12 protein-coding genes and 1 pseudogene are annotated in these 12,324 nt (G+C 66.1%); all 13 read left to right on the forward strand.

Going from position 1 to position 12,324, the window contains the following annotated elements; genetic code table 11:
• Window positions 1–18: 18 nt before the first annotated feature.
• The 13 genes and pseudogenes from RCH10_RS10175 (at window position 19) to RCH10_RS10235 (ending at window position 12,317) form a co-directional block, all read left to right on the forward strand.
• On the forward strand, window positions 19–1,104 hold the full coding sequence (locus RCH10_RS10175) for a formamidase (RefSeq protein ID WP_409052273.1): 1,086 nt from the start codon (window positions 19–21) through the stop codon (window positions 1,102–1,104).
• Window positions 1,101–1,823 carry a cysteine hydrolase family protein gene (locus tag RCH10_RS10180; RefSeq protein ID WP_409052274.1) on the forward strand — a complete coding sequence of 241 codons (723 nt, stop codon included), beginning with the start codon at window positions 1,101–1,103 and terminating at the stop codon, window positions 1,821–1,823. The genes RCH10_RS10175 and RCH10_RS10180 overlap by 4 nt, the downstream gene beginning before the upstream one ends.
• A gap of 8 nt (window positions 1,824–1,831) precedes the next feature.
• The gene (locus tag RCH10_RS10185; RefSeq protein ID WP_409052275.1) at window positions 1,832–3,472 is read left to right on the forward strand and encodes an ABC transporter ATP-binding protein; all 1,641 of its coding nucleotides are present in this window, start codon (window positions 1,832–1,834) and stop codon (window positions 3,470–3,472) included.
• An 18-nt stretch (window positions 3,473–3,490) separates the two neighbouring features.
• Window positions 3,491–4,165 (forward strand): cysteine hydrolase family protein, encoded by a 675-nt coding sequence (locus RCH10_RS10190; RefSeq protein ID WP_409052276.1) that lies wholly within the window; start codon window positions 3,491–3,493, stop codon window positions 4,163–4,165.
• 105 nt (window positions 4,166–4,270) lie between these two features.
• Entirely contained in the window at window positions 4,271–4,966 is a 696-nt protein-coding gene (locus RCH10_RS10195) for a GntR family transcriptional regulator (RefSeq protein ID WP_323499889.1), read from the forward strand.
• A gap of 73 nt (window positions 4,967–5,039) precedes the next feature.
• Window positions 5,040–5,923: pseudogene (locus tag RCH10_RS10200) on the forward strand (polysaccharide deacetylase family protein).
• 12 nt (window positions 5,924–5,935) lie between these two features.
• Window positions 5,936–6,244, forward strand: a complete 309-nt coding sequence (locus RCH10_RS10205) for a hypothetical protein (protein ID WP_409052277.1) — start codon at window positions 5,936–5,938, stop codon at window positions 6,242–6,244.
• The gene (locus tag RCH10_RS10210) at window positions 6,241–7,275 is read left to right on the forward strand and encodes a CobW family GTP-binding protein (protein WP_409052278.1); all 1,035 of its coding nucleotides are present in this window, start codon (window positions 6,241–6,243) and stop codon (window positions 7,273–7,275) included. Before RCH10_RS10205 ends, RCH10_RS10210 begins: the two co-directional genes overlap by 4 nt.
• Before the next feature lie 99 nt (window positions 7,276–7,374).
• Window positions 7,375–8,799 (forward strand): dihydropyrimidinase, encoded by a 1,425-nt coding sequence (hydA, locus tag RCH10_RS10215; RefSeq protein ID WP_409052279.1) that lies wholly within the window; start codon window positions 7,375–7,377, stop codon window positions 8,797–8,799.
• A gap of 142 nt (window positions 8,800–8,941) precedes the next feature.
• Window positions 8,942–9,139, forward strand: coding sequence for a hypothetical protein (locus RCH10_RS10220; protein ID WP_409052280.1), 198 nt, complete (start codon window positions 8,942–8,944; stop codon window positions 9,137–9,139).
• Window positions 9,136–10,278, forward strand: a complete 1,143-nt coding sequence (locus tag RCH10_RS10225) for a ring-opening amidohydrolase (RefSeq protein ID WP_409052281.1) — start codon at window positions 9,136–9,138, stop codon at window positions 10,276–10,278. Before RCH10_RS10220 ends, RCH10_RS10225 begins: the two co-directional genes overlap by 4 nt.
• Before the next feature lie 65 nt (window positions 10,279–10,343).
• The gene (locus RCH10_RS10230; RefSeq protein ID WP_409052282.1) at window positions 10,344–11,873 is read left to right on the forward strand and encodes an amidohydrolase family protein; all 1,530 of its coding nucleotides are present in this window, start codon (window positions 10,344–10,346) and stop codon (window positions 11,871–11,873) included.
• A gap of 33 nt (window positions 11,874–11,906) precedes the next feature.
• A complete protein-coding gene (locus tag RCH10_RS10235) occupies window positions 11,907–12,317 on the forward strand; it encodes a DUF3830 family protein (RefSeq protein WP_323499854.1) in 411 nt (136 codons plus the stop codon).
• Window positions 12,318–12,324 lie beyond the last annotated feature (7 nt).

The following is a 12,324-nucleotide window of genomic DNA, read 5'->3' on the forward strand; positions in this document are numbered from 1 at the left end:
CTTATAGGAATCATTGAAATGAGCGGCTTCGGTGGTCTCAACAAGTCGGCGAACGGCGTCGTCATCGGTCTGGTGCAACTGCAGTTGCCGGTCGTCAAAACCAAGGCCGACCTCACGGCGCAGACGCAGCGTGTCTGCGACATGGTCGGCAAGGCGCGGCGCAACCAGGGCACGATGGATCTCGTCGTATTCCCGGAGTATTCGCTGCACGGGCTGTCGATGGACACCTCGCCCGAGATCATGTGCGAGCTCGATGGCCCCGAGGTGAAGGCGCTGCGGCAAGCGTGCGTCGACAACACCATCTGGGCCTGCTTCTCCATCATGGAAGCCAACCCCGGCGGTAACCCGTACAACACGGGGCTCATCGTCGACGACATGGGTGCGATACGGCTCTACTACCGCAAGCTCCATCCGTGGGTGCCGGTCGAACCGTGGGAGCCCGGCAACGTCGGCGTGCCGGTGTGCGACGGCCCCAACGGCAGCAAGCTCGCGCTCATCATCTGCCACGACGGCATGTTCCCCGAGATGGCGCGCGAGGCCACGTACAAGGGCGCTGAAATCATCCTGCGCACTGCGGGCTACACCGCACCGATCCGCCATGCCTGGAAGATCACGAACCAGGCCAACGCCTTCTGCAACCTGGCCTACACCGCGAGCGTGTGCCTGTGCGGTAGCGACGGCTCCTTCGACTCGATGGGCGAGGGCATGTTCTGCAGCTTCGACGGCACGGTGATGGTCGAAGGCGGCAGCCGCGTCGACGAAATCATCACTTGCGAACTGCGGCCCGATCTCGTGCGCGAAGCCCGCACCGGATGGGGCGTCGAGAACAACATCTACCAGCTCTACCACCGTGGCTACGTGGCGGTGAAGGGCGGGGCGCAAGACTGCCCCTACACCTACATGCAGGACATGGCGGCCGGCAGCTACAAGCTGCCGTGGAGCGATCAGGTGCAGGTGGTCGACGGCACCTCGTGCGGCTTTGCGGCGCCGCTGCGTGCCTACAAGGGCCACGAGACGCATCCGCTCGTGCCGCAACTCCCCGCCTCGCTGCCCGACATTCCGCAAGACCCCGACTCGGCACACCGGAGGGCTCTCGATTCATGACCGACAGCGCCACTTTGCCAGCGCTGCACATTGCGGCCGAGCCTTACGCATGGCCCTACAACGGCGACCTGCGGCCGGCCAACACGGCGCTCATCGTCATCGACATGCAGACCGACTTCTGCGGCAAGGGCGGCTATGTCGATGTGATGGGCTATGACCTCGCGCTTGTGCAGGCACCCATCGCGCCGATCGCACGCTTGCTGGCCGTGTTGCGGCCGCTCGGCTTTCACATCATTCACACGCGCGAAGGGCATCGGCCCGACCTCGCCGACCTGCCTGCCAACAAGCGCTGGCGCTCGCGGCAGATCGGCGCCAACGGCGTCGGCATCGGCGACGACGGACCGTGCGGCCGCATATTGATTCGCGGCGAGCCGGGTTGGCAGCTGATCCCCGAGCTGGCGCCGCTGCCGGGCGAAGTGGTCATCGACAAGCCGGGCAAGGGCTCGTTCTATGCGACCGACCTGGAACTGATCCTGCGCACGCGCGGCATCGAGAACCTGATCCTCGCCGGCATCACGACCGACGTGTGCGTGCACACGACCCTGCGCGATGCCAACGACCGCCCCTTCGAGTGCCTGCTGCTGTCCGACTGCACGGCCGCCACGGACCACGGCAACCACCTGGCGGCGTTGAAGATGATCACGATGCAGGGCGGCGTGTTCGGTGCGCATGCCACGTCGACGGCGTTGATCCACGCGGTCGACGCGCTCGACAACTGAAAGACCGCATGGCCGCAAAGCTCAGTGCACCCGCCGATATCGCAGCGCGCTCGCACCCTATCGGCGCATTGCCCGCAGGCACCGGCGCGCTGATGCTCGACACCTACCGGCTCACCAAGCGCTTCGGCGCCTTCACCGCCATGGACTCGGTGACGATGCACGTGGAGCCCGGCACGGTGCACGCGCTGCTCGGAGAAAACGGCGCGGGCAAGAGCACGCTGGTGAAGTGCGTGGCGGGCTTCCAGCGGGCTGAAGAAGGCGGCATCCTCATCGACGGCCGGGAACAAGACATCGCCAACCCGATCGTCGCGCGCGCTTTGGGCATCGGCATGGTGTATCAGCACTTCACGCTGGCACCGGGCATGACGGTGGCGGAGAACCTGTTGCTGGCCGGCGGCAAGACGCCGGCGCTGATCGACTGGAAAGCCAAGCGCGCCGACCTGAAGGCATTTCTCGCGACCACGCCCTTCAGCCTCGACCTCGACGTCACGCCTTCGTCGTTGGCGGCCGGAGAAAAGCAGAAGCTAGAGCTGTTGAAGCAGCTGTACCTGCGGCCGCGCCTGTTGATCCTGGACGAACCGACCTCGGTACTGACGCCGCAAGAGGCCGACGAGGTGCTGGGCCATGTGCGCGACTTTGCCCGCAGCGGCCGCTGCACCGTGCTGCTCATCACGCACAAGTTTCGCGAAGTGATGGCCTATGCCGACAGCGTGACGGTGTTGCGCCGCGGCCAGGCGGTGCAGCACTGCCGCGTCGATCAGACCAGCCCGGCGCAACTGGCCGCCGCCATGATGGGCGAAGGCGTGGCGCCGCCCCCCGAAGGCGAGGCCCCCGCCGCGCTGGAGGCCGTGGCGCCAACCGGCCGCGCGCGGCACCGCATGAAGGCGCTGACGAGCAACGCGCCGATTGCATTGAAGGTCGAGCACCTGAAGGCCATGGGCGACCGCGGCACACTGGCCTTGCACGACCTGAGTTTGTCGGTGCGCTCGGGTGAAATTCTCGGCGTGGCGGGTGTGTCGGGCAACGGTCAGCGCGAGCTGGTCGAGGCATTGGTCGGCCAGCGTGCACGGCTGTCGGGCAAGGTCACGGTGATGGGCCAGCCCTACAGCGCCAAGCGTGACGAGAACCGCGAACTCAAAGTGCGCAGCCTGCCCGAAGAACCGTTGCGCAATGCCTGCGTCGCCGACTTGAGCGTGGCCGAGAATATGGCACTGCGCGACTTCGATCAAGCGCCTTTGGCACGCGGCGGCATCCTGAACTTTCCCGTGTGGCGCAGCCGCGCGCGTGAGTGGATCGGCGAGTACGGCGTCAAGACGCAAGGCGAGGACGCTCCTATTCGCAGCCTGTCCGGCGGCAACGTGCAACGCGCCGTGCTGGCCCGTGAGCTGGCCGGCGACATCAACGTGCTCATCGCGGCCAACCCGGTGTTCGGGCTCGACTTCGCTGCCGTGGCCGAGATCCACGCGCGCATCGTGCAGGTGCGCGAGAAGGGCGGCGCGGTGCTGCTCATCAGCGAAGACCTCGACGAGTTGCTGGAGCTGGCCGATCGCATCGTGGTCATGAGTGAAGGCCGCGTCGTGTTCGAGACGCCTGCGGCCACGGCCGAGCGGCACGTGCTCGGCGCGCACATGGGCGGCGGGCACCACTAACCAACCGAGAAGCACACCATGCGCGTGGAAGCCAACCCCTTTGCCTACGACTTCGACATCGACACCACGGCCCTGGTGCTGATCGACATGCAGCGCGACTTCATCGAGCCCGGCGGCTTCGGCGAGACGCTCGGCAACGACGTTACGCTGCTCGAAGCCATCGTGCCCGCGACGCAGACGATGTTGAAAGCCTGGCGCGATGCCGGCGGCCTGGTGGTGCACACGCGTGAGGCGCACGAGGCCGACCTGTCGGACTGCCCCCCCGCCAAGTTGAGCCGTGGCAACCCGACTCTGCGCATCGGCGACCCAGGGCCTATGGGCCGCATCCTCGTCAAGGGCGAGCCCGGCAACCAGATCATCGACGCGCTGGCGCCGGTCGAAGGCGAGCTGGTCATCGACAAGCCGGGCAAGGGCATGTTCTATGCGACCGGGCTGCATGAAACGCTGCAGGCGCGCGGCATCACGCACCTGCTCTTCGGTGGCGTGACGACCGAGGTGTGCGTGCAGACCAGCATGCGCGAAGCCAACGACCGCGGCTACGACGGGCTGCTGCTCGAAGACTGCACCGAGAGCTACTTCCCCGCATTCAAGGCGGCGGCCATCGACATGATTCGCGCGCAGGGCGCGATCGTGGGCTGGACCGCACCGAGCGACGCGGTGTTGACCGCCTTAAGCGGCACGGCCAGCGACTAACATTCCGAGGTGTCTACCGTCCGTACTCCTGCCACGCGCGCCGCTCGTCCTATCGGCTCCGCTGCTGCGGTCGCTGCGGCTGCCGCTGCATCGACGCCGGACCCCATCGTCGTTCCTGTTCCGGTGCCGTTTCGCACTCGCGCCGACGAGGTCTACGCGCAGCTGAAGCGCGACGTCGCCGAGTTCCGTTTGGTGCCCGGCGACCGCTTCACTGAAAACGAGATCAGCGAGCGGCTTGGCGTCTCGCGGACGCCTGTGCGCCAGGCGCTGTTTCGCATGCAGCAGGAAGGCTATGTCGAGGTGCTGTTCAGGAGCGGCTGGCGCGTGCTGCCTTTCGACTTCGACCAGTTCGAACAGCTCTACGACCTGCGCATGGTGCTGGAGACCACGGCCGCACATCGCCTTTGCGAAACCGACCGCCACATCGACCGCGCCATGCTCGACACGCTGGTCGCCATCTGGCTGGTACCCGCCGCGCAACGCAGCACGGATGCGACGCAGGTCGCGCAGTGGGACGAGGAGTTTCATTGCGCGCTGGTCGCCGCCGCAGGCAATACTGAGATGGCCCGCGTGCACCGCGATGTGACCGACCGCATCCGCATCATCCGGCGCCTCGACTTCACCAAGCAGCCGCGCATCGACGCGACGTACGACGAGCACGCGAAGATCCTGAAAGCCGTGCGTGCGAACCGCGGCGATCAGGCAGCGATGCTGTTGCGCGCGCACATCGAGACGAGCCAGGCGGAGGTGCGAAAGATCACGCTGCACCAGGTGCACATGGCGCGGCACGCAGCCGGTTGAACTCCCATACAGGCGCATGGCGTCCCGCGATGCAAGCGCTGCTTTCAGATTGATTTTTTCAGGAGCAAAGACGATGGCGAAAGAGATTTTGTGTGGCTTCGGGGTCGACGTGGACGCCGTGGCCGGTTGGCTGGGGTCGTACGGTGGGGAAGATTCGCCGGACGATATTTCACGCGGCCTGTTTGCCGGCGAGGTCGGGGCGCCGCGCTTGCTCAAGCTGTTTGAGCGCATGGACATCAAGACCACCTGGTTCATTCCGGGGCACTCGATCGAAACCTTCCCATCGCAAATGAAGGCGGTGGCCGAGGCTGGCCACGAGATCGGGATCCACGGCTATTCGCACGAAAATCCGATCGCCATGACGCCAGGGCAGGAAGAAGCCGTGCTGGACAAGTGCATCGCGCTGGTCGAGCAACTGTCGGGCCGGCGTCCGACCGGCTATGTGGCGCCGTGGTGGGAGTTCTCCAAAGTCACCAACGAGTTGCTGGTGAAAAAGGGCATCAAGTACGACCACTCGCTGATGCACAACGACTTTTCCCCCTACTACGTGCGGGTGGGCGACAGCTGGACGCCGATCGACTACGGCAAAAAGCCAGACGAGTGGATGGTGCCGCTGCAGCGCGGCGTCGAAAGCGACCTGATTGAAATTCCGGCCAACTGGTACCTCGACGACCTGCCGCCCATGATGTTCATCAAGAAGTCGCCGAACAGCCATGGCTTCGTCAACCCGCGCGACATCGAGCAAATGTGGCGCGACCAGTTCGACTGGGTCTACCGCGAATGGACTACGCGGTGTTCCCCATCACCATCCACCCCGATGTGGCCGGGCGGCCCCAGGTGCTGCTGATGCTCGAGCGTTTGTTTGCGTACATCAAGTCGCATCCCGGGGTGCGCTTTGTCACGATGGACGAGATGGCCAACGACTTTGCGGCGCGCCATCCTCGCGTCAAAGCCTGAGCCCCTGACAGCATGTGCGGCGTCTGCGGCTCGCTCGGCGGCGAGGAACACTGGAGCAGCGGCGCGGGCCGCATTCAAGGCGCGTCGGCGCCGACGCGCCGGGCCGAGCGGGCCAAACGCATCCGGGTCATCAACCGGGTGCTGGCCGCTGCCCGCGTCACGGTCAGCGACTGGCAAGGGCGCTTCTATCTGGTGGCTGGCCTGACTGGCAAGCAACAGGTGGTCGATAGCCTGCCCCATGTCTGGCAGGCCGTGCAGGAGATCACCGGGCGCAGCGTGGACCCGCTGGCGCAGCCCGACACGATGGGCTTCGGCCGATGAGCGAACGGATTCCCGTCAATGTGCTGACCGGGTTTCTGGGCTCGGGCAAGACCAGCCTGCTGAACCGGCTGCTGCGCGATGCGTTGTTCAATAACTGCGCCGTATTGATCAACGAGTTTGGTGACATCGGCATCGACCACCACTTGGTCGACCGCATCGAGGGCGACATCGTCTTGCTGCAGTCGGGCTGCATTTGCTGCACCATCCGCGGCGACCTGGCGAGCGCCATGCGGGACCTGTACGAGCGCCGCGAGCGCGGCGAGATACCGGCTTTTGTACGGCTCATCATCGAAACCACCGGCCTGGCCGATCCGGTGCCGGTGCTCGCCACCGTGATGTACGACCGGGTGCTGCAGCACCACTTCCGTGTCGGCAATGTGATCACCACGGTGGACGCGGTCCACGGCGCGGGCAATCTGGCGCAGTACCCCGAGTGCCAAAAGCAGGTGGCGCTGGCCGACCGCCTGGTGCTCACCAAGCTCGACATCGTTGACCCCGCGTTGCTACCGGCGTTGCAGCTGCAGTTGGCCCATGTCAACCCGAGCGCGCCGTGTCTGGCGCTCGACCCCACGCAGCTGGACGCGCGCGCCATCCTGGGCGCTGACGTCTTCGATGTTGCGGGCAAGACCGAAGAAGTCGCCAGCTGGTTGCAAGCCGGCCGCCAACGCAACTACCTGGCGCTGGCTGCGCCCGGAGGGCCTGCCGCCGCGGACGCCAACGTGCATCGCGACATCGTGGCCTTTGCCTTGGACTTGCCCGAGGCCGTCGACTGGACCGTCTTCAGCGTCTGGCTGTCGCTGCTGTTGCATGCCCATGGCGCGCAGGTGCTGCGCGTCAAAGGCCTGCTCAACGTGGAAGGGGCCGAGGCGCCGGTGGTGGTGCACGGCGTCCAGCAGTTGGTGCACCCACCGACGCACCTGGCGCGCTGGCCGAGCGACGACCACCAGTCGCGGCTGGTGGTGATCGTGCGCGGCCTGGAACCGCAACGCGTGCAGGAGTCGCTGACCCGGTACCTGAGCGATTGTTGCTAGATCGCGCTCTGCGTTGTCGGTGACGCCAGTGCTGCGGCGCCACCAGGTCGGGTACGGATTTTGCAAACTGAAGCGAGCCCTTAACCACCCACCTTCACCATGCCCAGCACCCGCTCCGCCACCCTGATTCGCAATGGTCGCGTCATCACCGCCAGCGACGACTACGTGGCCGACGTGCTGATGCGAGACGGCGTGATCCACACCATCGGTCACGCGCTGGAAGTCGGCGGCGATGTGCTGGTGATCGACGCCACCGGCCTGTATGTGCTGCCCGGCGGCGTCGACACCCATGTGCATCTGGAAAACGTGATCGGCCCGACGGTGACCTGCGACACCTTTGCAAGTGGCACCAAGGCCGCTGCTTTTGGCGGCACCACCACCGTGGTCGACTTCGCGCTGCAAACCGCGACCGATTCGCCGCTCGGGGCGATCGCCCGCACCCAGCGCAGTGCCGAGTCGCAAGTCGCGGTTGACTACAGCTTGCATGTGATCGTCACGCGGGTCGACGCCCAGGTGCTGCAAGACGTGCGGCACGCCATGCACCACGAGGGGGTGACCAGCTTCAAGATGTTCATGGCCTACCCCGGCGTGATGATGGCTGACGATGCGTCCATCTTTCGGATGCTGCGCCAGGTCGGTGCGGACGGCGGCATGGTGGCGTTGCACGCGGAAAACGGCACGGTGATCGACCTGCTGATCCAGGAGGCGCTGGAGGCGGGCCACACCTCGCCGCGCTATCACGCACTGACCCGTCCGGCCATTCTGGAAGGCGAGGCGACGCACCGCGGCATCCGGCTGGCCGAGCTGGCCCAGGCGCCGATTTACTTTGTCCATGTGTCGAGCAACGAGGCGCTCAAGCACATCGTCACCGCGCGCGCCGAGGGCATCCCGGTGTTTGCCGAAACCTGTCCGCACTACCTGTTGTTCGATGATTCGGTGTACCAAAGCGACGACCTGGAAATCGCCAAGTACGTGATGACGCCGCCGCTGCGCAGCGCCGACAACCAGAAGCATTTGTGGCGGGCGTTGCGCTACGACGACTTGCAGGTGATCGCCACCGACCATTGCCCTTTCTGCATGAAAGAGGGCCACCTCGGCTACCGCCTGCAGAAGATGCGCGGCAAGGATGATTTCTCGCAAATTCCGAACGGTGCCCCCGGCATTGAAACGCGCCTGGTCAGCCTGTTCGACATCGGCGTGATGCAGGGCAAGCTGTCGCTGAATCGCTTCGTCGAGTTGACCGCGACCACGCCGGCCAAGCTGTTCGGCCTGTTTCCGAAGAAAGGCACGATCGCCGTCGGCAGCGATGCCGACGTGGTGCTGTTCGACCCCAACGCCAGCCAGACCATCCACGCGGAGCACTTGCACAGCCATTGCGACTACACCTTGCTGGAGGGACGCACGCTGCGCGGTCGCGTCGAAAAGGTATTTCTCCGCGGCCAGCTGATCGTCGATGGGCCGCAGTGGCTGGGGCGCGCCAGTATGGGCCGCTTCGTGCCGCGCGGCGAAGTGCGGGCTTTTTAGTTGGATCGCGTCGGCCACGACACGCACTGAGGACGGCTTGAACGACGCATGGCTGGGCAACTGCGGGACGGCGTGATTCGGAGATCGAGATAAAGCGACAAGGCGAAGCGCTGATTGGCACGGCGGCTGCAAGGCGATGAGCATGAAAGCCTCCGCGCGCTCCCCACGCCCCAATTTGGCGCCGACGCTGCTCGAAGCGGCGTCGTTCGGCCCCGTCGCGCACAACGCATGGCAACTCCATGCCGACCATGTCAGTTTCGTCAGCACCATCGGCGCCACGCCGCCCGGCATTCCGCTCAGCCCTCTGCCGCTGGTGGCCGCGCTGGAGTACACGTTGTGAGCACGTCAACATCATCTGGCAAGGCGCAGAAGGTCGATGTATTTCGCGTGTCATGCAGTGGTCCGGCGGACCTTTCGGGCGTACAGGCGCTGATCGACGCGGGGCGGCTCGACCCGGCACACATCGTCGCGGTGATGGGCAAGACCGAAGGCAACGGCTGCGTCAACGACCACACACGCGACTTCGCCGCCACGGCCTGGTGCCACTTCCTCGCGCCGCATCTCCGCTGCACGGTGGCGCAGGTGCACGACCGCGTGGCGCTCGTGATGTCGGGCGGCACCGAGGGCGTGCTGTCGCCGCACTTCACGGTGTTCACGCGTGGCTTCATCGATGTCAGCGATGCCGCGAGCGTGTCGGGCGAGAAGCGCCTGGTGATCGGCACGGCGCACACGCGCGCCTTCGCACCCGAAGAGATCGGCCGCATAGCGCAGGTAGCGGCCACGGCAGAAGCGGTGCAGGCCGCGATGCACGATGCGGGCATCGACGATGCGGCCGACGTGCACTTCGTGCAGGTCAAGTGCCCGTTGCTCACATCCGCCAAGGTGCTGGCGGCACAACTGCGCGGCGAAGTGACCGTCACGCGTGACAGCTATGAGTCGATGGGATGGTCGCGTGGCGCCTCGGCGCTCGGCGTCGGGCTGGCACTCGGCGAATTGCCCGCAGTCGATGAGGCGGCGATCCTGCAAGACAGCGCGCTGTATTCGGCACGGGCCTCGTGTTCGGCCGGCATCGAGCTCGAAGGCAACGTCGTCATCGTGCTGGGCGAGGCCATCGGCAGCGCATCGGCTTACCGCATCGCGCACACGGTGATGCAGGACGCGGTCGATGCCAGCAGCGTGCGCCGCCTGCTGCGCGAAGCCTTCGGGCTCGACCCCGAGCGCGATGCCGATGCCATCGCGGCACGTCTGGTCAACCTGCTGGCCAAGGCCGAGGCCAGCCCAAGTGGGCTGGTGCGCGGCGCCCGTCACACCATGCTGAACGACTCCGACATCAACGCCACGCGGCATGCCCGCGCGGCGGTCGGCGCCGTGCTGGCCTCGGTGGTCGGCCAGACTGCCCTCTACGTCTCGGGCGGTGCCGAGCACCAGGGGCCAGCGGGCGGTGGTCCGGTCGCCGCGATCTTCGCGGTCGCTGGCTGAAAGCCATGATGCGCAACGCCAACCCGGGCGGGGCCTGCGCTTCGACCCGCACAATTCGCACTGAAATGACGACACCCCAGATGCCTGACGCTACGCCGACCCGACAAAGCTTTGATTGCGCCTGGCTGTTGACCGACCCCGGCGCTGCGCCTGCGCAGGCCGATGTGCGAGTGGCAGTTTCGGGCGGTCGCGTGGCATCGATCGATGCGCTGGAGGCACTGGGCGCCGCAGTCACGGCGCGTCGCCTGCTGGCCTTGCCGGCGCTGTCCAACGCCCACGACCACGCCCGCACCGTCCGCAGCGCCACTCTCGGCGCCTTCAACCAGCCGCTCGAAAGCTGGCTCCCCTACCTCGGCCTCGCGCCCGGCGTCGACCCTTACCTGTGCGCCGCCACATCCTTTGCGCGCTCGGTGCGTCACGGCGTCGCCAATTTGATGGTTCACTACACGCGGGTGCAGGGCGGCATGCCGTATGTCGACGAGGCCCGCGCGGTGGCACGGGCGGCGAGTGATGTCGGTGTGCGCATCGGCTTCGCGATCGCGATGCGCGACCGCAACGGCATCGCCTATTGCGACGACGCGACGGTGTTGAAGGCACTGCGGCCGGGCATTCGCAACGCGGTCGCGCAGCGGCTGTCGGTCAAGCCGATGGCGCCGGCCCAGCAACTCGCGTTGGTGGACGAGGTCGCTGCGATGGTGAGCGAAGGTGGTTATAGCGATCACGTCACCGTGCAGTACGGCCCGGCCGCCGTGCAGTGGTGCAGCACGCCGTTGCTCGAAGCGATTGCACAAGCATCCGCTGACACCGGCCGGCCCGTGCACATGCACCTGCTGGAAACCAAGTACCAGCGCGCATGGGCCGATGCGGCGCATCCCGGCGGCATCGTTCAATTTCTCGACAGCATCGGCTTCTTGAGTCCGCGTCTCACGCTGGCGCATTGCACCTGGGCGCGCGGCGACGAGCTGGCGCTGCTGGCCGAGCGCGGGGTGACCATCGCAGTCAACACCAGCTCCAACCTCGGCCTCAAGTCGGGCATCGCGCCACTGCCCGAGATGCTGAAGCGAGGCTGTCGCGTGGCGATGGGCCTCGACGGTATGGCGTTCGATGAAGACGACGATGCGCTGCGCGAGATGCGGCTCGCCTATTCGCTGCACCGTGGCTGGGGCTTCGACACGACGATGACGCGCGATCAGCTGTGGGGCTTTGCGGCGCGACACGGTCCGCGCAGCGTGGGGGGCGCCTTGCGTAGTGGTGGACGCATCGAGCCCGGCGCGCCGGCCGACATCGTGCTGCTCGACTGGGATGCGCTCGACGACGATGCGCTGTTCTCCGACATCGATCCGCTCGATCTGTTGTTGGCGCGCGGCAATGGCCGCCACATCGCGCAGGTGTTGATCGCCGGCCGCAGCGTGGTCGAAGGCGGCCGTGTGACCGGCATCGACGAGACGGCCTTGCGTGCCGAGTTGTTGGCGCGAATGCGCGCGGCTCTGTCCAGCGATGCGGCCAGCGCTTCATGGCGCGGCACGGTACAGGCGCTGTCCGAGGACCTCGCGCCGTTCTATCGCAGCGGCCACTTCGGTGGCTGCTGCGACTGACCCACTTTCAATATCTCAATCTTTGAATCTCGCATGACACGACTCGACATCACCGCCGGCGGCCTTCACTTCGTCGCCGAAACCCATCCGGACGCACCGCTCACCGTGGCTGCTTTTGCCAAGCTGCTGCCGTATCGGCAGAAGCTGATTCATGTGCGATGGAGCGGCGAGGGCTGCTGGGTTCCGCTCGGCGACTTTCAGTTGGGCGTCGGCTTCGAGAATCACACCGCCCATCCATCACGCGGCGACATCCTGTTCTACCCGGGCGGCTACAGCGAGACCGAGATCATCTGGGCGTATGGACCGTGCAGCTTCGCGAGCCGCATGGGGCCGCTGGCGGGCAATCACTTCCTGACGATCGTCGAAGGGCGGGATCAACTTCAGGCGCTCGGCCGCAAAGTGCTGTGGGAAGGTGCCCAGGACGTTCTGTTCGAACTGGCCTGAGCCCAAG

It is taken from the genome of Variovorax sp. GrIS 2.14 (assembly GCF_046115955.1).
GTDB lineage: Bacteria > Pseudomonadota > Gammaproteobacteria > Burkholderiales > Burkholderiaceae_C > Variovorax.